This window comes from Isoptericola nanjingensis, assembly GCF_050311635.1.
Taxonomy (GTDB): Bacteria; Actinomycetota; Actinomycetes; order Actinomycetales; family Cellulomonadaceae; genus Isoptericola; species Isoptericola nanjingensis.
In genome coordinates, this window is sequence record NZ_JBNOZL010000002.1 from 34,597 (window position 1) to 54,499 (window position 19,903).

The 19,903-nt window shown below is 74.3% G+C and carries 18 protein-coding genes and 1 riboswitch; of the genes, 9 read left to right on the forward strand and 9 right to left on the reverse strand.

Features of this window, described 5'->3' with window-relative positions:
- Nucleotides 1–45 precede the first annotated feature (45 nt).
- Nucleotides 46–152: riboswitch (SAM riboswitch) on the forward strand.
- Between the two features lie 5 nt (nt 153–157).
- The 4 genes from ACQP6G_RS03035 (at nt 158) to ACQP6G_RS03050 (ending at nt 5,029) form a co-directional block, all read left to right on the forward strand.
- Nucleotides 158–1,192 carry a methylenetetrahydrofolate reductase gene (locus ACQP6G_RS03035; protein ID WP_429762726.1) on the forward strand — a complete coding sequence of 345 codons (1,035 nt, stop codon included), beginning with the start codon at nt 158–160 and terminating at the stop codon, nt 1,190–1,192.
- A 28-nt stretch (nt 1,193–1,220) separates the two neighbouring features.
- Nucleotides 1,221–3,635, forward strand: coding sequence for a 5-methyltetrahydropteroyltriglutamate--homocysteine S-methyltransferase (gene metE, locus ACQP6G_RS03040; RefSeq protein WP_429762727.1), 2,415 nt, complete (start codon nt 1,221–1,223; stop codon nt 3,633–3,635).
- A gap of 286 nt (nt 3,636–3,921) precedes the next feature.
- Complete coding sequence (locus ACQP6G_RS03045; RefSeq protein ID WP_429762728.1) at nt 3,922–4,437, forward strand: FBP domain-containing protein; 516 nt, start codon at nt 3,922–3,924, stop codon at nt 4,435–4,437.
- A gap of 166 nt (nt 4,438–4,603) precedes the next feature.
- Nucleotides 4,604–5,029, forward strand: a complete 426-nt coding sequence (locus ACQP6G_RS03050) for an Hsp20/alpha crystallin family protein (protein ID WP_429762729.1) — start codon at nt 4,604–4,606, stop codon at nt 5,027–5,029.
- Nucleotides 5,030–5,068: 39 nt separating this feature from the next.
- Here the strand turns inward: ACQP6G_RS03050 and ACQP6G_RS03055 are convergent, their stop codons facing one another.
- Nucleotides 5,069–5,545: an SRPBCC domain-containing protein gene (locus ACQP6G_RS03055; protein WP_429762730.1), complete on the reverse strand. Its 477-nt coding sequence runs from the start codon at nt 5,543–5,545 to the stop codon at nt 5,069–5,071.
- A gap of 16 nt (nt 5,546–5,561) precedes the next feature.
- Between ACQP6G_RS03055 and ACQP6G_RS03060 the strand changes: the two genes are divergently transcribed.
- Nucleotides 5,562–5,903, forward strand: coding sequence for an ArsR/SmtB family transcription factor (locus ACQP6G_RS03060; protein ID WP_429762731.1), 342 nt, complete (start codon nt 5,562–5,564; stop codon nt 5,901–5,903).
- Between the two features lie 27 nt (nt 5,904–5,930).
- On the opposite strand, the gene ACQP6G_RS03065 is transcribed toward ACQP6G_RS03060, so the two are convergent.
- The 8 genes from ACQP6G_RS03065 to ACQP6G_RS03100 all read right to left on the reverse strand — a co-directional run bounded on the left by ACQP6G_RS03065 (nt 5,931) and on the right by ACQP6G_RS03100 (nt 13,897).
- Nucleotides 5,931–6,593, reverse strand: coding sequence for a GOLPH3/VPS74 family protein (locus ACQP6G_RS03065; protein ID WP_429762732.1), 663 nt, complete (start codon nt 6,591–6,593; stop codon nt 5,931–5,933).
- Between the two features lie 43 nt (nt 6,594–6,636).
- Nucleotides 6,637–8,133: an aldehyde dehydrogenase (NADP(+)) gene (locus ACQP6G_RS03070; RefSeq protein ID WP_429762733.1), complete on the reverse strand. Its 1,497-nt coding sequence runs from the start codon at nt 8,131–8,133 to the stop codon at nt 6,637–6,639.
- 10 nt (nt 8,134–8,143) lie between these two features.
- Nucleotides 8,144–9,145: a proline racemase family protein gene (locus ACQP6G_RS03075; RefSeq protein WP_429762734.1), complete on the reverse strand. Its 1,002-nt coding sequence runs from the start codon at nt 9,143–9,145 to the stop codon at nt 8,144–8,146.
- 52 nt (nt 9,146–9,197) lie between these two features.
- Nucleotides 9,198–10,115: a dihydrodipicolinate synthase family protein gene (locus ACQP6G_RS03080; protein ID WP_429762735.1), complete on the reverse strand. Its 918-nt coding sequence runs from the start codon at nt 10,113–10,115 to the stop codon at nt 9,198–9,200.
- A 68-nt stretch (nt 10,116–10,183) separates the two neighbouring features.
- Nucleotides 10,184–11,644, reverse strand: coding sequence for an FAD/NAD(P)-dependent oxidoreductase (locus ACQP6G_RS03085; RefSeq protein ID WP_429762736.1), 1,461 nt, complete (start codon nt 11,642–11,644; stop codon nt 10,184–10,186).
- The gene (locus tag ACQP6G_RS03090; RefSeq protein ID WP_429762738.1) at nt 11,641–11,940 is read right to left on the reverse strand and encodes a (2Fe-2S)-binding protein; all 300 of its coding nucleotides are present in this window, start codon (nt 11,938–11,940) and stop codon (nt 11,641–11,643) included. Before ACQP6G_RS03090 ends, ACQP6G_RS03085 begins: the two co-directional genes overlap by 4 nt.
- Nucleotides 11,937–13,136, reverse strand: a complete 1,200-nt coding sequence (locus ACQP6G_RS03095) for an NAD(P)/FAD-dependent oxidoreductase (RefSeq protein ID WP_429762739.1) — start codon at nt 13,134–13,136, stop codon at nt 11,937–11,939. The genes ACQP6G_RS03090 and ACQP6G_RS03095 overlap by 4 nt, the downstream gene beginning before the upstream one ends.
- Nucleotides 13,137–13,219: 83 nt before the next feature.
- Nucleotides 13,220–13,897, reverse strand: coding sequence for a GntR family transcriptional regulator (locus tag ACQP6G_RS03100; RefSeq protein WP_429762740.1), 678 nt, complete (start codon nt 13,895–13,897; stop codon nt 13,220–13,222).
- Between the two features lie 303 nt (nt 13,898–14,200).
- On the opposite strand from ACQP6G_RS03100, the gene ACQP6G_RS03105 reads away from it, so the two are divergent.
- The 4 genes from ACQP6G_RS03105 (at nt 14,201) to ACQP6G_RS03120 (ending at nt 19,900) form a co-directional block, all read left to right on the forward strand.
- The gene (locus tag ACQP6G_RS03105) at nt 14,201–16,138 is read left to right on the forward strand and encodes a glycoside hydrolase family 127 protein (RefSeq protein WP_429762741.1); all 1,938 of its coding nucleotides are present in this window, start codon (nt 14,201–14,203) and stop codon (nt 16,136–16,138) included.
- Nucleotides 16,139–16,226: 88 nt separating this feature from the next.
- Complete coding sequence (locus ACQP6G_RS03110; RefSeq protein WP_429762742.1) at nt 16,227–17,942, forward strand: ABC transporter substrate-binding protein; 1,716 nt, start codon at nt 16,227–16,229, stop codon at nt 17,940–17,942.
- A 3-nt stretch (nt 17,943–17,945) separates the two neighbouring features.
- Entirely contained in the window at nt 17,946–18,902 is a 957-nt protein-coding gene (locus tag ACQP6G_RS03115) for an ABC transporter permease (RefSeq protein WP_429762743.1), read from the forward strand.
- Nucleotides 18,902–19,900, forward strand: coding sequence for an ABC transporter permease (locus ACQP6G_RS03120; RefSeq protein ID WP_429762744.1), 999 nt, complete (start codon nt 18,902–18,904; stop codon nt 19,898–19,900). The genes ACQP6G_RS03115 and ACQP6G_RS03120 overlap by 1 nt, the downstream gene beginning before the upstream one ends.
- The last annotated feature ends 3 nt before the right edge of the window (nt 19,901–19,903 follow it).

Consider the following 19,903-nt stretch of genomic DNA (forward strand, 5'->3'; position numbering starts at 1 on the left):
TCTCATCCTCGCCCGTATCGCGGATGCTGCGTACGATCGCGTGACAAGCCATCCAGAGCGGCCGAGAGTCCTGGCTCGACGACGCCGCAGCAACCCGTTCTCCGACGGAAGCCTCCCGAGGACGAAGGTGCTCACGCCAGGATCGATGGAGTGACGCATGGTCGCAGAGGCATCCCTTTCGCCCACCCCGGCAGCTCAGCCGGCGTTGCCGGCACGCCCGACGGTCTCGTTCGAGCTCATGCCGCCGCGCCGGCCGGACGCCGCCCCCAAGTTCTGGGAGACGGCGCGCCGGCTCGTGGCCGCACGACCGGACTTCGTGTCCGTGACGTACGGCGCCGGCGGCGGTGACCGGGCGACCGCACGCCAGGTCGTGTCCACCCTGCTCGCGGGCACGCCCGTCCTGCCCGTGGCCCACCTGACCTGCGTGGGCGCGCACCGCGAGGACGTCTCCGCCGTCATCGACGACTTCCTCGACGCCGGCACCCGCGCGTTCCTCGCCCTGCGGGGCGACCCGCCGAAGGACCAGCCGGACTGGGAGCCGCCCGCCGACGGCGTCGCGTCCTCGATCGAGCTCGTGCACCTGCTGCGCGAGGTCGAGGCGCGACGGTGCGCGACCGACCCCGGGGCCGCGCTGCGCGGCGCCGCGCGCCCGATGACGATCGCCGTCGCGACGTTCGTCGACGGCAACGTGCAGGCCGGCACCACCCGGGCCCAGGAGGTCCGGCGCCTCAAGGAGAAGCAGGACGCGGGGGCGAGCTTCGCCATCACGCAGCTGTTCTACGAGGCCGACTCCTACACCGACTTCGTCGCCGAGGCCCGCGCGGCCGGGGTGACGATCCCGATCCTCGCCGGGCAGCTGCCCACGACCGAGCCGCGCCGGCTCCGTCGCGTCGAGGAGCTCACCGGCGTCCGCGCGCCCCGGCACCTGCTGGACGCGCTCGACGCCCTGCCGGACCCGGAGGCCCAGCACGCCTACGGGACCGCGCGTGCCGTGGAGCTCGCCCAGCGCGTGCTCGACGCGGGCGCACCCGGCATCCACGTGTACACGTTCAACAAGTACCGTCCCGCTCTGGACCTGCTCGAGGGTGTCCACCTCGGCGGACCGGCGCCGGCCGACGCCACGTCGGACGGCGCGGACCTGGCCAGAAGGCCGTGGGTACCGAGCATCCCGACCCAGGCTCCCGCCGTCTGACGCGCGGAGCCCGAACTCTGGAGTGCTCATGTCCACCACATCGACACGCCCCACCCCCGCCACGGCATTTCCCGGTGGCACGATCCTCGGCTACCCGCGCATCGGGCGCCGCCGCGAGCTCAAGAAGGCCGTCGAGTCGTTCTGGGCCGGGCGCACCGACGCCGTCGACCTGGAGGTCGCGGCCGGCGCGCTGCGCCGCGAGACGGCCCGCCGCCTCGTCGACCTCGGCCTCAACCCCGACGACGGCTCCGTGCCCGGCGCGTTCTCCTACTACGACCAGGTGCTCGACGTCGTCGCGCTGCTGGGCGCCGTCCCCGAGCGGTTCCGCGACCTGCTCGACGACGCGGACGGCTCGCTCGAGCTCGACGGCTACTTCACCGTGGCCCGCGGCCGCGGCGAGGACGCCCCGCTCGAGATGACCAAGTGGTTCGACACCAACTACCACTACCTCGTGCCGGAGATCAGCGAGACGACGCCGGTCTCGTTCGCCGACCACCGCATCGTGCGCGAGTACGCCGAGGCCAAGGAGGCCGGCGTCACGACGCGCCCGGTGCTCGTGGGCCCGGTGACGTTCCTCGCGCTGTCGAAGGCGGCCGACGAGGCGGGCGAGGGCTTCCACCCGCTCGACCGGCTCGACGACGTCGTCGCCGCGTACGCCGACCTGCTCCGCGCGCTGGCCGCCGTCGGCGTGCCGTGGGTGCAGCTCGACGAACCCGCGCTCGTCACGGACTCCCTCGACGTGCCGGCGGAGCGCCTGCACGCGGCGATCGCCTCGGCGTACCGCACCCTGGCGACCGACCTCGCGACGGCCACCGACGACACCGCCTCCGAGGACTCGGCGGGCGCGCGGCCCGCGATCCTGTTGACGGCGCCGTTCGGCGGGCTCGGCGACGACGGACTCGCCGTGCTCGCGGGCACCGACGTCGACGCGATCGCGATCGACCTGGTCAAGGGCGCCGTGCGCGCCGACCCGGTCCCGGGTCTCGAGGACAAGACCCTCGTCGCCGGCGTGGTCGACGGGCACAACGTCTGGCGGGCCGACCTGGCCGCCAAGCTCGACGTCGTCGAGTCGCTGCGGGGCCTCGGCGCCGGGGCCCTCGCCGTCGGCACGTCGACGTCGCTGCTGCACGTGCCGCACGACGTCGAGGACGAGGTCTTCGACCAGCAGGCGGCGGGCACCACGCTCGACCCGCGCCTGCGCGACTGGCTCGCGTTCGCCGACCAGAAGGTGGGCGAGGTCGCGACCCTGGCCCGTGCCCTCGCCGACGGGCGGGAGTCCGTCGCGGACGCGCTCGCCGCGTCGTCCGCGGCCGTGGCCTCGCGCGCGACGGCGGAGGGCGTCGTCGTGCCCGCGGTGCGCGACCGGGCCGCGGCGCTCACCGACGCCGACTTCGCCCGTGGCCCGTACGCGGAGCGCGCTGCCGCGCAGGCCGCGCGGCTCGACCTGCCCCCGCTGCCCACGACGACGATCGGCTCGTTCCCGCAGACCCCGGAGATCCGCAAGGCCCGCGCCGCGTGGACGAAGGGCGAGCTGTCCGACGCCGACTACTCCGCCGCGATGCGGGAGGAGATCGGGCGCGTCGTGACGCTGCAGGAGGAGCTGGGCCTCGACGTGCTGGTGCACGGCGAGCCCGAGCGCAACGACATGGTGCAGTACTTCGCCGAGCAGCTCGACGGCTTCGCGGTGACGGCGAACGGCTGGGTGCAGTCGTACGGGTCGCGCTGCGTGCGCCCGCCGATCCTCTGGGGCGACGTGCAGCGCCCGGCGCCGATCACGGTCGAGTGGTCCGCGTACACGGCGTCGCTCACCGCGAAGCCGGTCAAGGGCATGCTCACGGGCCCGGTGACGATCCTCGCGTGGTCGTTCGTCCGCGACGACCAGCCGCTCGGCGACACCGCCAACCAGGTGGGCCTCGCCCTGCGCGACGAGATCGCGGACCTCGAGGCGGCGGGCATCGGCATCGTGCAGGTGGACGAGCCCGCCCTGCGCGAGCTGCTGCCGCTGCGCCGGGCCGACCAGCCCGCCTACCTCGACTGGTCGGTCGGGTCGTTCCGGCTCGCGACGTCGGGCGTCGCGCCGGCCACGCAGGTGCACACCCACCTGTGCTACTCGGAGTTCGGCGAGGTCATCGGCGCGATCGACGGCCTCGACGCCGACGTGACGTCGGTCGAGGCGGCCCGCTCCCGGATGGAGATCGTGCCGGAGCTCGCCGACGCCGGGTACTCCCGCGGCATCGGGCCGGGCGTCTACGACATCCACTCCCCGCGCGTGCCGTCGTCCGACGAGGTCACCGAGCTGCTGACGCTCGCCGTCAAGGCGATCGACCCGGCGCTCGTGTGGGTCAACCCGGACTGCGGGCTCAAGACCCGCCGGTACGCGGAGGTCGAGCCGGCGCTCGCCCACCTGGTCGCCGCCGCCCGCGAGGTCCGCGCGACCCTCTGACCGGTGCCGTCGCCCGGGTGACGCAATAGACGTCGACCCGGGCGACGGTCCCGTGCCACCATGGAAGGGCCGGTCGTGCCCTCGGGGCGCGAGCGGACCACGACTTTTCCCACGAGCGAGGAGACAGCGATGCCGGGCGTCGCAGGGAGCGGGGTGGGCCACCAGGCCTGCTCGGGCAGTCCCGCCTGCCCCGGCACCGCCTCCGTCTGAGCCCCGTCGGGGCCGGCAGGTGAGGCGGTGCGGGGCTTCGCCCTGCCCACCCCCGCTCACCTGAAAGCCGATCCCCATGACTCCGCTCACCGAGCAGCAGCTCCGCGCCTCCCTCGTCAACGCCACCCGCAGCGAGCGGCAGCGCATGATCGTCCCCGACCTCGCCGAGGTCGACTGGGACCGCCTCGACTACCTGGGCTGGCGCGACCGCAAGCAGCCCCTGTCCGCGTACGTCGTCATGACGCTCGACGACGAGCCGGGCGCCGAGCCAGTCGGCGTCCTCCTGCGCGCCACCGAGCGCACCGGCCCGCGCCGCGCCGCCATGTGCGCGTGGTGCGAGGACGTCGTCGAGACCCGCGACGTCCAGCTCTTCGTCGCGAAGCGCGGCGGTGCCGCCGGCCGCAAGGGCGACACCATCGGCACGCTCGTCTGCGGCGACTTCCGCTGCTCCCGCAACGTGCGGCGTCGTCCCACCCTCGCCGAGGCGGGGCGCGACGACCCCGGCGTCCGCGAGGCGATCGTCGAGCGGCGCGTCGCCGCCCTGCGCGAGCACACCCGCAAGTTCCTGGACGAGGTGCGCCGCACCGCCTGACCGGCGCGGGCTCCGGCGTTCGCCGAGGGCGATCACCGTGGATCTGGCACTCTCCCATCGAGAGTGCTAAATCTTCTGGTGTAGCCACGGCGGCGCCGGAGGGGCCGGCCCGCCGTTTCGCGACAGGGGCCGCCAGCGCGGCCTCATGACGAGGAGGTGATGCGCGATGGCTACCTACCGGGACCCGTTCCAGGAGATGGACCGACTGTTCGGCTCGCTCGCCCTGAACGGCCGGAGCGCTCCGGGCATGCCGATGGACCTGTTCCGCGAGGGCGACCACTACGTCCTTGCGGTCGACCTGCCCGGGATCGACCCCGGCAGCATCGACGTCTCGTGCGAGGACCGGACACTGACGATCCGGGCCGAGCGCACGCCACGCTCCGCCGAGGGGCAGTGGCTGCTGCGCGAGCGCACCACCGGCACCGTCGCCCGGCAGCTCACGCTCGGCCGCGGGCTGGCGCTGGACCAGATCTCGGCGTCCTACGCCGACGGCGTGCTCACGCTGACCATCCCCGTCGCGGAGGACGCCAAGCCGCGCCGCATCGAGGTGACCCACTCCGCCGCCCCCACGGCGATCGAGGCCGGCTCCTGACCGCACGCCGCGGGCCCGGCGCGCCGGACCCGCGGCACGTCAGCGGTAGAAGCCCTCGCGGAGGTTGATGCCGTGCTCGACCCACGCCTTGAGCGCGGCGAGCATGCCGGTCCAGCCCTCGCAGTTGCCGAACGCGTTCTTCGCGCCGCCGGCCGTGAGGGCCCAGGACGACTCGGTGATGGTGACGAGGGTGCGGGTGTCGTCGTCGAGCGGCTCGAGCTCGAACGTGGTCGTGGTCGACGCCGACCCGTCGGCGGTGTCCGCGCCCTCCCACCGGATGACGATGCGCCGCGGCGGGTCGGCCTCGACGACGGTGACGGGGAACCGGCCGGGGAAGTCCGCGAAGTCCCAGGACACGTCGGCCCCGGGCTCCAGGCGCCCGCGGGCGCCGCCGGTCGTGAAGTACCGGGACAGCTGTGCGGGGTCCGCGATGGCCTCGTAGACGTCGCGGCTCGGGCGCGAGACGCGGCCCGAGACCGTGAAGGTGAGCTCGGAGAGTGCCTGCTTCTCGTTCATGTTGTATTTTTATCACATGAACTCCTCGGCGCCCAGGGACGACGACGACCCCGCCGACGACGACGCCGTGTTCAAGGCCCTCGCGGCGCCGGTGCGCCGGCGCATGCTGGACGCGCTCAAGGAGTCCACCCGCACCACCGGCGAGCTGTGCGCGCTGTTCGCCCAGCTCGACCGCACCACCGTGCTGCAGCACCTGCGCGTGCTCGAGCGGGCCGAGCTCGTCACCGGCCGGAAGGTCGGTCGCGAACGCCACCTCGCGCTCGCGCCGCTGCCCATCAAGCGCCTCCACGACCGGTGGATCGGCGAGTACGCGCGCGCCGCCGTCGACCTGCTCGGGCGGCTGGACGACGACGCCTGACCGGCGCGTGGCCCCTGCCGGCTCGCGTCAGGTCGCGGCGGGCAGCACCAGCGTCGCGGCGCTGACGACGCCCACGACGGCCGCGGCGACCGCCCCGGCCGCCTCACGGACCACGCTCCCCCGCCACCACGTGGCCGCCAGCTCGCGCATCCGGGCGTCGGCCTCGCGGCGGCGGTCGCGCGGGACGCGGGGCCGGAGCCAGCCGGAGCCCTCGGCGAGCGTGAGGAGCGCGGCGGTGCGGTCGCCGGGCGCGGCGCCGTCGAGCAGGACGCCGTGCACGCGACGACGCAGGGCGGCGACGGCCGGCCCGTCCACCGTGCGCCACCGGGTGCTCCGGAGCACGCCCCAGACGGCCCGGTCCTCGCGTCGGAGCAGGCCCTGGGCGACGAGCCCGTCGAGCAGCGGCCGCTCGACGCGGCGCGCCAGCACGTCGACGAGCTCCGTCGCGCGCCGGGGGACCGACGCCGCGAGGTCGAGGACGTCGTCGAGCTCCCGGCGCCCGGTCGGCGCGCGGTCGAGGACCACGACCGGTCCCTCGTCGCCGGCCGTCGGGGGCAGTGCGACCCGGCCCGCGATCACCAGCTCGACGAGCAGCGCGCCGGCGAGCCGGTAGGGGGCGTCGTCGAACACGGACGGCCCGGTGCGCAGGTCGTCGTGGGCCAGGAGCAGCAGCTCTTCGGCGATGAGCACGTGGTCGGACCTCCCGTGAAGCGCCTGGTCGTGGCCTCGTTGCCTACCAGTGCGCCGACTCTGCCACACCCGACCGCGCCTGCGGCACCCCCCACGGGTTACCGTCCTGCAACGGCGCGGGCAGCGCGTCCTGCGGGGCGTCCTGGAATGTGACGCCGCGCAGGAACCGGCCGATGGCGGCCGTGCCCACGGACGTCGCGTCGCTCGTCGTGGCCGGCCACGGGCCGCCGTGCTGCATCGCCGGCGTGACGGCGACGCCGGTGGGCCACCCGTCGACGAGCACGCGCCCCGCGTGCCGGCCCAGGGTGGCCAGCAGCCCGGCCACCTCGGCCCCCTCGTCCGGCCCGCGGTGCACGGTCGCGGTGAGCTCGCCGGGGAAGAGCTCGGCCACGACCGCCCCCAGGTCCGTGCCCTCGGGGTAGGTGACGAGCACGCCGAACGGCCCGAACACCTCCTCGAGCACCGTGTCGCGGTGCTCGCGCAGGGTGGCGAGGTCCGTCTCGACGAGGGTGGGCGTCGCGCGGACGACGCCGTCCTCCCCGGCGTCGGCGACGCCCTCGGCCAGCACCGTGACGCCGGGGGTGCCGAGGACGGCGGAGCGCCCCGCGACGTACCCGGCGCCGACGCGCGCGTTGAGCAGCGCGTGCGCGGGCACCGCGGCGGCCGCCTCGGCGACGACGTCCCCGAGGTCGTGCCCCTCGGGGACGAGCAGGAAGCCGGGCTTGGTGCACAGCTGGCCGGCCGAGCCGCTCACGGACCCGACCCATCCCCGGGCGATCTCCGCGCCGCGGTCGGCGAGGGCGGCGGGACGCACGAGCACCGGGTTGAGCGAGCCGAGCTCGCCGTAGAACGGGATCGGGTCGGGGCGCGACGCCGCGGCGTCGGCGAGCAGCCGGCCCACGCGCGTGGAGCCGGTGAACGCGGCAGCCCGGACCGCGGGGTGCCCCAGCAGGTCACGACCGGCGTCGTCGCCCTCGACCAGGGCGAACGTGCCGTCCGGCAGCCCGGCGCCGGCGAGGGCCTCGGCCATGAGGTCGGCGACCCGGCGGGACAGCTCGACGTGCCCGGGGTGCGCCTTGACGACCACGGGGCAGCCGGCGGCGAGCGCGGCCGCGGTGTCGCCGCCGGGCACGGAGAACGCGAAGGGGAAGTTGCTCGCCGCGAAGACGAGCACGGGCCCGACCGGCCACAGCGTGCGGCGCAGGTCGGGGCGGGGGCCGAGCACGAACTCCGGGTCGGCGGCGTCGAGCCGCACGTCGAGGTAGGCGCCGGCCTCGACCACCCGGGCGAACAGCCGCAGCTGCACGCGGGTGCGCTTCAGCTCGCCGCGCAGCCGCGCCTCGGCCAGCCGGGTCTCGGCCGCGGCGAGCGCGACCAGCTCGTCCTCGTGCGCGCCGAGCGCGTCGGCGACGGCCCGCAGCGCGTCGGCCCGGGTCGACGGGGGGAGGTTCGCGAGCACCGGCGCGGCCGCGACGGCGGCTCGCGCCGCCGCCTCCGCGTGCGCGGGGGCGGTCGTCCGGGCATCGGTGGGGGTCGTCATTCTCTGCACCTCAGAACTGGAAGCCGGTGGGGAACGGGTCGCTCGGGTCGAGCAGGTAGGTGCCCAGGCCGGTGACCCAGGCACGGCCGGTGATGGTGGGCACGACGGCGGGGATCCCGGCGACCTCGGTCTCCCCCACCAGCCGGCCCACGAAGCGCGAGCCGATGAACGACTCGTTGACGAAGTCCGTGTCGAGGGCGAGCTCGCCCCGCGCCCAGAGCTCCGCCATCCGGGCGGACGTGCCGGTGCCGCACGGCGAGCGGTCGAACCACCCAGGGTGGATCGCCATCGCGTGCCGGGAGTGCTCCGCGGTGGAGCCCGGCGCGATGAACTCGACGTGATGGCAGTGGTCCACGCCCGCGATCGTGGGGTGCGACGGCGGGGCCGTCGTGTTGATCGCGTCCATGATCGCGAGCCCGGCGGCGAGGATGTCCTGCTGGCGGGCGCGGTCGAACGGCAGCTTCACGTCGTCGAGGTCGACCATGGCGTAGAAGTTGCCGCCGAACGCCAGCGAGTAGGGGACGGTGCCGAGCCCGGGCACGTCGACCTCGTCGTCGAGCCGCACGACGAAGCTGGGCACGTTCTCGATCGTCACCGACTCGGCGTGCCCGTCGCGCACCTCCACCCGGGCGACGACCACCCCGGCCGGGGTGTCCAGCCGGATGGTGGTCGTCGGCTCGGTGACCGTCACCATGCCTGTCTCCACCAGCACGGTGGCGACGCCGATCGTGCCGTGGCCGCACATCGGCAGGCAGCCGGAGACCTCGATGTACACGACGCCGAAGTCGCAGTCGTCGCGCGTCGAGGGCTGCAGGATGGCGCCGCTCATCGCGGCGTGCCCCCGCGGCTCGTTGACGAGCAGCTTCCGCACGTCGTCGAGGTGCTCGATGAAGTGCAGCCGCTTGTCGTTCATCGTGGCGCCGGGGATCACCCCGAGGCCCGACGTGACCACGCGGGTGGGCATCCCCTCGGTGTGCGAGTCGACGGCGGTGAAGGTGCGGGACGATCGCATGGTCGGCCTCTCTGGGACGGGCCCGGTGCCGGGCTCGGGTGGTTGTCCAGGCTCAGCGCTGGGCGATGTACGCGAGGGCCTTCTCGGTGTCGGCACGCACGGTGGCCTCCTGCTCCGGGGACAGCGGGCCGCGCGGCGGGCGGGTCTCGATGCCGAACGGGCGCCCCGCGATCTGCGTGGACAGCTTGATGGCCTGCACGAACTCGGTGCGCGAGTCCCAGCGGAACATGGCGACCACGTTCTCGTACAGGTCCCGCGCGTCGGTGATCTTCCCGGCCCGCACCAGCTCGTAGAGCTCGACGGCGACCTCGGGGATCGCGTTCGGGTAGCCGGCGAACCAGCCGGTCGCGCCCATCACGAGCGACTCGAACAGCAGGTCGTCGGCGCCGGCGATGACGTCGATGTCGGCCACCTCGCGCAGCTCGGAGATCCGGCGCACGTCGCCCGAGAACTCCTTGATGGCGACCACGTTCTCGAGCTGCGCGAGCTCGGCGACGAGGTCCGGCGTGAGGTCCACCTTGGTGTCGAACGGGTTGTTGTAGACCATGATCGGCAGGCCCACCTCGTTGACGCGGGCGTAGTGCTCGACGATCTCGCGCCGGTTGGCCCGGTAGATCGTCGGCGGCAGCAGGAGGACGGCGTCCGCGCCGTCCTCCTGGGCGAGCTCGGCCCAGTGCTGGGCCTGGTGCCAGCCCACGCCGTGCACGCCCGCGATGACGATGCCGCGGCCGGCGACGGCCTCCACGGCGGTCTGCACGACCTTGCGGCGCTCGTCGTCCGTGAGGGACGAGTACTCGCCGAGCGAGCCGTTGGGGCCCACGCCCCGGCAGCCGGCGTTCATCAGGTGGTCGACGTGCGCGGCGTAGCCCGCGTAGTCGACGGCGAGCCCGGCGGGCGCCGCGGCGTCGGGGGTGAACGGCAGCGTCGTCGCGACGACGACGCCGCCCAGGTCGATCTTCTGGGAGCTCATGCGGTGTGTCCTCTCGGTTCGCGCGCCCCGACTTCGGGGCGCGAGGGGTCGGTGTGGGTGGGGTCGGATCACGTGGGGTCGTCGGGCAGGGTGGCGAGGTCGCCGAGCCGGACGGGCACGACGAGGGGCCGCCGGTCGGGCACCGCGGGCGCCGCCCCCGTGCCCTCGTCGGCCGCGGACCCCGCGGCCCCGACGAGCTCCGCGACCGTGCGGCCGCAGATCCTCGCCTGGCAGGGGCCGAGACCGGCGCGGCTGGTGAGGCGGACGGAGCGCAGGTCGGTCGACGCGGTGGCGCAGGCGGCGGCGCGCAGCGTGCCGGCGTCGACCTCCTCGCAGCGGCAGACGAGCGTGTCGTCGCGCAGCCACGACGTCCAGCCGCTGCGGATGCCGTGCGCGGCCTCGAGCCGGCGCGCGAAGTCGGCGGACCGCCCGCGACGGCGGACGGCGCGGGCGAGCGCCGCGTCGTCGGACACGGCGTCGGTCGCGGCATCGTCGGAAGGGGAGGCGGCGTGGTGCCCGGCCACCCAGCCCTCGGCGAGCGCGGCCTCGGCCCCGCCGATGCCGGTCAGCTCGCCGGCGGCCCACACGCCGGGCGCGGTGGTGCGCTGGCGGTCGTCGACGACGACGAAGCGGCCCGGCGAGATCGCGCACGCCGCCGCGACGGCGAGCTCGAGGCGCGGCGTGAACCCGTGCGAGACGCACACGGCGTCGGCCGCGACGGTCCGCTCGGTGCCCGGCACGGGCGACCACCGCGCGTCGACGCGCGCGATCGTCACCTCCTCGACCCGGCCGTCCCCGCGCACGGCGACCACGGCCTCGCCGACCCGGTACGCGACCCGGTGCCGGGCGAGCGCGGCGGCGTACCCGCCGAGCTCGCCGGTCTTGTGCGCCGCGCCCAGCAGCCCGGCCGGCCGCGCGCCCCACCCGCGGACCAGCGCCGCCGGGGTCGCGGCCTCGTGCACCGACAGCACGCGCGCGCCGGTGCGCAGCAGCGACGTGGCGACCGGCAGCAGGAACGGGCCCGCGCCGGCGACGACGACGCGGTCGCCGACGGCCACGCGCTCGGCCTTGGCGAGGGCCTGGGCCGCGCCGGCCGTCGTGACGCCGGGCAGCTGCCAACCGGGGAACGGGAGCGTCCGGTCGTGGGCACCCGTGGCGAGCACGAGCGCGTCGGGGGTGAGGGTGAGGTGCTCGCGCCCCCCGGCGTCGGCGGGGCCGACCAGCACCCGCAGCCGCACGCCGTCGTCGAGCCGCTCCAGCGCCCACACCTGGGCGGACGTCAGCAGCGTGACCCGCGGGTGCCCGGCGACGACGTCGCGCAGCGCCGTGAACGTGCCCCAGCCGTGGTGGAAGGAGGCCTCGTCGGGCGAGGTCCCGCCGCCCGGGAGCACCCGGTGCCGCCAGAACTGCCCGCCCACCTGGTCGGACGCGTCGAGCAGCGTCACGTCGGCGCCCGCGCGGGCCGCGGCGCGCGCGGCGGAGAGGCCGGCCGGCCCGGCTCCGACCACGACCACGGTGCGGCGGCTCATGAGGTCACCCCCGGCAGCGGGTCGTGCTGCGTCTCGACGACGTCCCCGTCCGCGGCGCGCCGCAGGCACGCCCGCACGTCGCGGGCCCCGTTGACGGTGACGAGGCAGTCGAAGCACACCCCGATGCCGCAGAACACGCCGCGAGGGGCGCCGTCGACGCTGGTGGTGCGCCACGACCGCCGTCGGGCGGCCAGCAGCATCCCCGCGATCGTCTGGCCCTCGGTACCCGCGAAGGGCTCGCCGTCGAGCGTGATGGTCAGCGGGCGCGGCCCGGCGTCCTGCCGGTGCGTGGTCATGAGGCCTCCCCTGGCTCCTCGGAGGGCGAGCCGGCAGCGAGCACCGCCGGGCGGTCGACGCGGAACGGCGCGGGGTCGACCTCGGGCTCCGCGCCGGTGAACAGGTCGGCGAGCAGCTCGCCGCTGACCGGCCCCAGCCCGATGCCGGCGCCCTCGTGCCCGGTCGCGACCCACAGGCCGGGGGTGCGGGGGTCCGGGCCGACGATCGGCAGGTGGTCGGGGACGTAGGGGCGGAAGCCGAGGTAGGTGCGCATGACGCTCGCGTCGGCGAGGAACGGGAACAGCCGCACCGCGCGGGCGGCCATCTCGCGCAGCACGACGGCGCGCAGCCGGTCGTCGAAGCCGACCTGCTCGCGGCTGGACCCGATCAGCACGGTGCCGGCTGCGGTGGACTCGACCACGCTCGACGTCTGCAGCGCGGCGTCGCCGGACTGCGTGGCACCGACGTAGTCGCCGTCGTAGACCTTGTGCCGCACGGCGTGCGGCATCCGGGTCGTCACCAGCACCATCCCGCGGCGCGGGCGCACGGGCAGCGCGACCCCGAGCCGTGCGGCGACGACGCCGGACCACGGTCCTGCGGCCAGGACGACGGCCCCGGCAGGCACGTCGCCGGCGCTGGTGCGGACGCCGACGACCCGGTCGCCGTGGCGCAACGCGCCGGTCACCTCGACGCCGGTGCGCACCCGCGCCCCCGCGCGGCGGGCGGACGCGAGCAGCGCCTCGGCTGCGGCGACGGGCTGCACCTGCGCGTCCTCGGGGTACCAGACCGCGGCCGTGAGGCCGGGGTTGAGGGCGGGCTCGAGCTCGAGGGCGCGGGCGACGTCGATCTCCCGCGCGTCGACCCCGGCGCCGCGCTGCCGGGCGGCGAAGTCGCGCAGCGGCTGCGCACCCTCGGCCGTGGTGGCCGCGACGAGGCCGCCCTTGGGGTCGTACTCGACGGCCGGGAAGCGCGGGCCCAGCTCGTCGGCCAGCTCCTCGACGAGGGTCGGCCAGCGGCGTGCCGCGTGCTGCGCGAGCACCAGCTCGGGGCCGGGCTCCTTGTCGGAGACGAGCAGGTTGCCCTCTCCGTGGGCGGTGGTGCCCGACGCCGCGCCGCCGCGGTCGAGGACGGTCACGGCGAGCCCGCGGCGCGCGAGAGCGCGGGCGCACGCGGCGCCCACGATGCCCGCCCCCACGACCACGACGTCGTCGGTCATCGGCTGCTCCTTGGGTCGATGCTCAGTAATATGTCACATACCAAGACTGGTGAGGGGCCGGCCACGTCGCCGGCCCTGCCGGGTCAGTCCTCCTCGGGTCGCCCCGCCCACCAGCCGGTGGTGTGGCCGATGTGGCGGCGCATGAGGTCCCGCGCCCCGGCGGCGTCGCCGGCCGCGAGCAGGTCGAGCAGCTCGTGGTGCTCGGCCGCCGACTGCTCCAGGTGGTCGGTGGCGACCATCTGGGACAGGCCGAGCAGCCGCGCGCGGCTGCGCAGGTCGGCCACCACGTCCACGAGCAGGGGGTTGCCCGCCAGGGTCGTGAGCCGCAGGTGGAAGTCGCGGTCGGCCTCGAGATAGGTCACGAGGTCGCCCGATCGGGCGCCCGTGACGATGGCGTCCGCCTGCTCGCGCAGGGCCGGCAGCGCGCCCTGCGGGAAGCGACCGGCCAGCTTCTCCATCGCCGGCGGCTCGAGCAGCTGGCGCACCTCGGCGATGTGGCTCAGCATCTCCGGCGACACCTCGGTGACCCGGAAGCCCTTGTTGCGCACCGCGGTGACGAACCCGCGCTTCTCCAGGTCCAGCATCGCCTCGCGCACCGGCGTGGCGGACACGGCGAAGCGTGCGGTGAGCGACGGCACCGAGACCAGCGTGCCCGGGGCGAGATCGCCCGAGACGATCGCCGCGGTGAGCGCCCGCGACACGGTCTCGCGCAGGCTCACCGGCGCCTCGATGCGGCGGAACGACGCGACGGCTTCCGACATGAGCACTTCCTCACGGGGGCTGGTCCGGGGGTGGTGGACATCACAGTAGTGCATGATATGTTACCGCCCACATCGGCTGGCAGGTCAAGACGACCCGCCGGGCGACGGGCACAGGGACCGCGACCCGGCACCCGGCCCACCTGCAGGAACGGCGCAGTTCCGGGCATCTTCCCGGGGTGCGGACCACCCGGCGGACGCGAGGACGCGGACGGCGGCAGCAGTACCGGACGACGACGTCACGCCGGCTCGCCCTGGGCGACGTGGCCCTGCATGTGCAATGTGATATACCACCGAGGAGATTTCGTGGCCATCACCCCGAACCTGGCTCCCGTCCCGACCCGCGCCCCGGCCGTCGCGACGGCCGGTCGTGCCGGCACGCCGCTCGGCACGGACCGCGTGCGCCTCACCGGCGGCCTGCTCCACGACTGGCAGCGGCGCAACCGCGTCGTCACCGTCCCGCACGTCGTCCGCGAGGTGCGGCAGGCCGGGAACCTCGACAACTTCCGGCGGCTCCACGACCCGGCGGTCGGCGACTACCGCGGGCGCTACCCGTTCCTCGACACCGACGTCTACAAGACGCTCGAGGGGATCGCCTACGAGCTCGGCCGCGAGCCGGCCGACGAGGGCGAGGCCGCGGAGCTGGAGACGGCCCGCGACTTCTTCGAGGAGTCCGTGGCGCTGATCGAGCGGGCCCAGCGCGCCGACGGCTACCTCGGCACCTTCTACCAGTCGCCGCAGAGCCCCAAGGAGCCCTGGCAGGACCTCTCGTGGGGCCACGAGATGTACAACCTCGGCCACCTCGCCCAGGCCGCCGTCGCGGCGTCCCGCCAGCTCGGCGACCGCCGCCTGCTCGACGTCGCCGCCCGGTTCGCGGACCTCGTCGTCGAGCGCTACGGCCCCGACGGCGAGCCGGCGTACTGCGGCCACCCCGAGGTGGAGATGGCCCTCGTGGAGCTCGCCCGCGAGACGGGCGACCGCCGCTACCTGGAGCAGGCCCGGCTTTTCGTCGAGCGCCGCGGCGCCGGGACCCTCGAGCACACGATCTTCGCGGCGGACTACTTCCAGGACGCCGTGCCGCTGCGCGAGCTGGGCTCCGTCACCGGGCACGCCGTGCGCATGGTCTACCTCGCGGCCGGGGCCACCGACGTCGCGCTCGAGACGGACGACGACGCGCTCCTCGCCCACCTCGAGCACCTGTGGGACGACATGGTGGCCCGCAAGTCCTACCTCACCGGCGGCATCGGCTCCCGGCACTCCGACGAGGCGTTCGGCGACCGGTTCGAGCTGCCCGCCGAGCGCGCGTACGCCGAGACGTGCGCCGCGATCGGGACGGCGCAGTGGGGCTGGAGACTCTTCCTCGCCACCGGCCGCGCCGACGTCCTCGACCACGTCGAGCGGGTGCTGCACAACGCGTACGCGGTCGGGCTGTCGGAGGACGGCGCCGCCTTCTTCTACGACAACCCGCTGCAGCGCCGCCCCGACCACGAGCAGCGCAGCGGCGCCGAGAAGGACGGCGAGCTGCTGCGCCGGGCCTGGTTCGGCTGCCCGTGCTGCCCGCCCAACGTCGTGCGCTGGACGTCGGAGCTCCAGGACCACCTGGCCGTGGCCGACGACGACTCCCTGACCCTCGCGCTGTACGCGAGCGCCGCGATCGACTCCCCCGCGCTCGACGTGGACGTGACGACCGACCTGCCGTGGGACGGCCGGGTCACCGTGCGCGTGCGCCGCGCCGCCGACGGCCCCACGACGCTCGCGCTGCGCGTGCCCGCCTGGGCCGACGGCGCCACCGCCGCGGTGGACGGTGAGCCCGTGTCCGAGCTCCCGGCCGACGGCTGGCTCCGGCTGACCCGCACCTGGGCTCCGGGCGCGACGGTCGTGCTCGACCTGCCCATGCCGGTCCGCGCCGTCACCGCGCACCCGCACCTGGACGCCGCGCGCGGCAGCGCCGCCGTCCTGCGCGGGCCGCTCGTGTACTGCGTCGAGCAGCAGGACTCCCCCGCCCCGGTGGACGACCTGCTCCTCGCCGCCGAGGACGTGCCCCGGCTCGTGGTCGACGAGGACCACCCGTGGCGCGTGCTGCGCGGCGACCTCGCCGTCGCGCCGCCGAGTGGCGACGACCCGTACCCCCCGCTGGGCGCCACGGCGCCCACCACGCACCGCGCGCCGGTGGCCCTCGTGCCCTACGCGCTCTGGGGCAACCGCGAGGTGGGCGCCATGCGCGTCTTCCTCCGGACGTCCTGACCCGCACCACCGCACCACCGCACCACCGCACTCCCCGACCGACCCGTCGCACCATCCCCACCCTGGGAGGTTTTCCATGACACGACGAGTGACCAGACCAGCCCTCCGTGCCGCAGCGTTCGGCGTCGCGGCCCTCCTCGCGCTCGGCGCGTGCTCCTCCGGCGGCGGAGGCGGGAGCTCGACGGCGAGCACCGCCGGCGGACTCGAGGGCGAGCCCGCCGAGGGCGGCGTCGTGCAGGTGCTGCAGAACGCCGACTTCTCCTACCTCGACCCGGCCAAGGGCTGGGACGGCGGCGTGAACAACTTCTACCGCCTCGTGTACCGCACGCTCACGACGCCGGCGTCGGGCAGCGCGGAGGACCCGAACGAGATCGTGCCCGACCTCGCCACGGACACCGGCACCGTGTCGGACGACGGCCTCACCTGGACGTTCACGCTCAAGGACGGGCTGAAGTTCGACAACGGGGACCCGATCACGTCCGCCGAGGTGAAGTTCGGCGTCTCCCGCGCCTGGGACCCGGAGATCGGCATCGGCTCCCCGTACGCCAAGCAGGTCATCGACGCGCCGAAGGACTACGAGGGGCCGTACAAGTCCGGCGACCTGCCGACCATCGAGACGCCCGACGACACCACGATCGTCTTCCACCTCAAGGCGCCGTTCCCCGACTTCCCCGCCGTCGCGTCGCAGCCGAACTTCGCGCCCTTCCCCGTCGGCTCCGGCGCCGGTGACGAGTTCCTCAACGACATCGTCGCGTCCGGCCCGTACACGCTCGACGAGTACACCCCCGGCAGCGTCATCACGCTCGTGCGCAACGAGAACTGGGACGCGGCCACCGACGAGGTGCGCACCGCCAAGCCGGACGGCTGGAACTTCCAGCTCGGCCTCGACCCGGCCACCATCGACGAGCGCCTGCTGGCCGGCCAGGGCACCGACGTCAACGCCATCGGCGGCAACCTGCAGCCCGCGACGCTCGCCCGCCTGCAGGACCCGAAGTACAAGGACCGCCTGGTCGACTGGCCGGGCGTCTGCACCACGTACATGGGCCTGAACACGACCAAGAAGCCGCTCGACGACGTCAAGGTGCGCCAGGCGATCTCGTACGCGGTGGACAAGGCGGCCGTGCAGAACGGCACCGGCGGCACGATGCTCGCCGACATCGCCAGCACGACGATCCCGGAGTCGGTCGCCGGGTTCAAGGACTTCGACCTCTACCCCAGCGAGGGGAACGCCGGCGACGTCGACAAGGCCAAGGAGCTGCTCGCCGAGGCGGGCTACCCCGACGGCTTCGAGATGACGCTCGACATGCGCACCCAGCCCAAGCTGCAGGCGCAGGCCGAAGCCGTGCAGCAGTCGCTGTCCCGCGTGGGCATCAAGGTCACGTTCAACCCGATCGACACCTCGAAGTTCTACGAGACGATCGGCACGCCCAAGCTGCAGAACGACGCCGCGATCACGGGCTGGTGCCCGGACTGGGCGTCGTCGGCGAGCACCGTGATCCCGCCGCTGTTCGACGGGCGCCGCATCACCGACAAGGGCAACTCGAACCTCGCCCAGATCGACGACCCGGCGATCAACTCCGCCATCGACGACGCGCTCGCCATCACCGACCCTGCGGCGGCGAACGAGGCGTGGGGCAACCTCGACGAGCAGGTCCTCACCGAGGCTCCGATCGTGCCGCTGCTGGTGGAGAAGGTCGTGCTGCTGCCCGGCGAGAACGTCACCGGGGTGTACTCCAGCCCCGGCGTCGCGACCGGCGGGCTCGACTACACCGGCGTCGGGCTCAAGGACCCGAGCAAGGGCTGAGCCATGACCATCAGCATGACCACGCTCGAGGCAGAGACCGGGGGCGCGCCGTCCGTCGGCGTCGCGCCCCCGGCGCCCCGGCAGGGCGTCTGGCACCATCTGCTCCGCCACCGCGGGGCGGTGCTGGCCCTGTCGTACATCGCGCTCGTCGCGCTCCTGGCCGTCGCCGCGCCGCTCGTCGTCAAGCTCTCCGGCTGGGGACCGTACGAGTTCGACCAGACCGCCATCGACCCGAATCTCGGCGGCCTGCCGATCGGTCCGCTCGGCGGGATCAGCGCCGAGCACTGGTTCGGCGTCGAGCCCGGCACCGGCCGCGACCTGTTCGCGCGCATCGTCTACGGAGCGCGCACCTCCATGCTCATCGCGCTCGCCGCCACCACGCTCACCACGCTGCTGGGGGTCCTCTTCGGGCTCCTCGCCGGGTACCACGGCGGCAAGGTCGACCAGGTCGTGTCGCGCGTCATGGACTTCCTCATGGCGTTCCCCGCCCTGATCTTCATGATCGCGATCCTGTCGGCGCTCCCCGCGAGCAACCGCGCGCCGCTGCTCGTGCTCGTCATCTCGGTGTTCGGGTGGCCCTACCTCGCCCGCGTGGTGCGCGGCCAGACGATGACGATCACGCAGCGCGAGTTCGTCGAGGCGGCCCGGGCGTCCGGGGCGTCGGGCTGGCGGATCGTGCTGCTGGAGATCCTGCCGAACCTGCGCTCCACGATCATCGTCATGACGACGCTCGCCGTGCCCGGGTACATCGGCACGGAGGCGGGACTGAGCTTCCTCGGCGTGGGCGTCGTCCCGCCGACCCCGTCCTGGGGGCAGATGATCGCGCAGTCGATGAGCTGGTACGCCGTCGACCCGATGTACTTCCTGATCCCCGGAACCTTCCTGTTCCTGCTCGTGCTGTCCTTCACGGTCCTGGGCGACCGGCTCAAGGACGTCGTCGACGCGGGGGAGAGGCGCTGATGGTCCGCTTTCTCGTGACGAGGCTCGCCGGCATGGTGGGCGTGCTGTTCCTCGTCGTCCTGTTCACGTACGCGATCTTCTTCGCGCTCTCCCCCGACCCCGCGGTGCAGATCTGCGGCAAGAACTGCACGCCGGAGCTGATCGACCAGATCCGCACCAACCTGGGCCTGGACCGGCCGTTCTACGAGCAGTTCCTCGGCTTCCTGTCCGGGCTGTTCGTCGGGACGACCTACGGCACGGGCGCCAACGCGATCGACTGCGCGGCGCCGTGCCTGGGCTACTCCTTCCAGACCGGGCAGCCCGTGCTCGAGATGTTCGAGCAGCGCTTCGGCGTCTCGGCCACGCTCGCCGTGGGCGCGGCCGTGCTGTGGCTGCTGATGGGCGTCTCGGGCGGCATGATCGCCGCGATCAAGAAGGGCACCTGGTTCGACCGGGCCGCGACCGGCGCCGCGCTGGGCGGCGTCTCCATCCCCAACTACGTGCTCGCCCTCGTGCTGCAGTACGTGCTGGTGGTGCGGCTCGGGTGGCTGCCCTTCCCCCAGGCGGTGCCGTTCGCCGCCGACCCCGGGCAGTGGTTCCTCAACTTCGTCATGCCGTGGCTGGTGCTCGCGTTCACCTACGCGTCGATGTACCAGCGGCTCACGCGGGCGAACGTGCTCGACACGCTCGACGAGAACTTCGTCCGCACGGCGCGCGCCAAGGGCCTCGCCCCGCGGCTGGTGTGGCGGCGGCACGCGCTGCGGCCCGCGCTGACGCCGGTCGTGACGCTGTTCGGCATGGACTTCGCCGGCCTGCTGGGCGGCGCGATCATCATCGAGACCGTCTTCGGCCTCAACGGCATCGGCAAGATGGCGTCCGACTCCATCACCAAGAACGACCAGCCGGTCATCATGGGCGTCACGCTCGTCGCGGCCTTCCTGGTCATCGTCGGGAACGTGATCGTGGACATCGTCTACACGACGATCGACCCGCGCGTCCGGATCGGAGCGAGGGCATGAGGG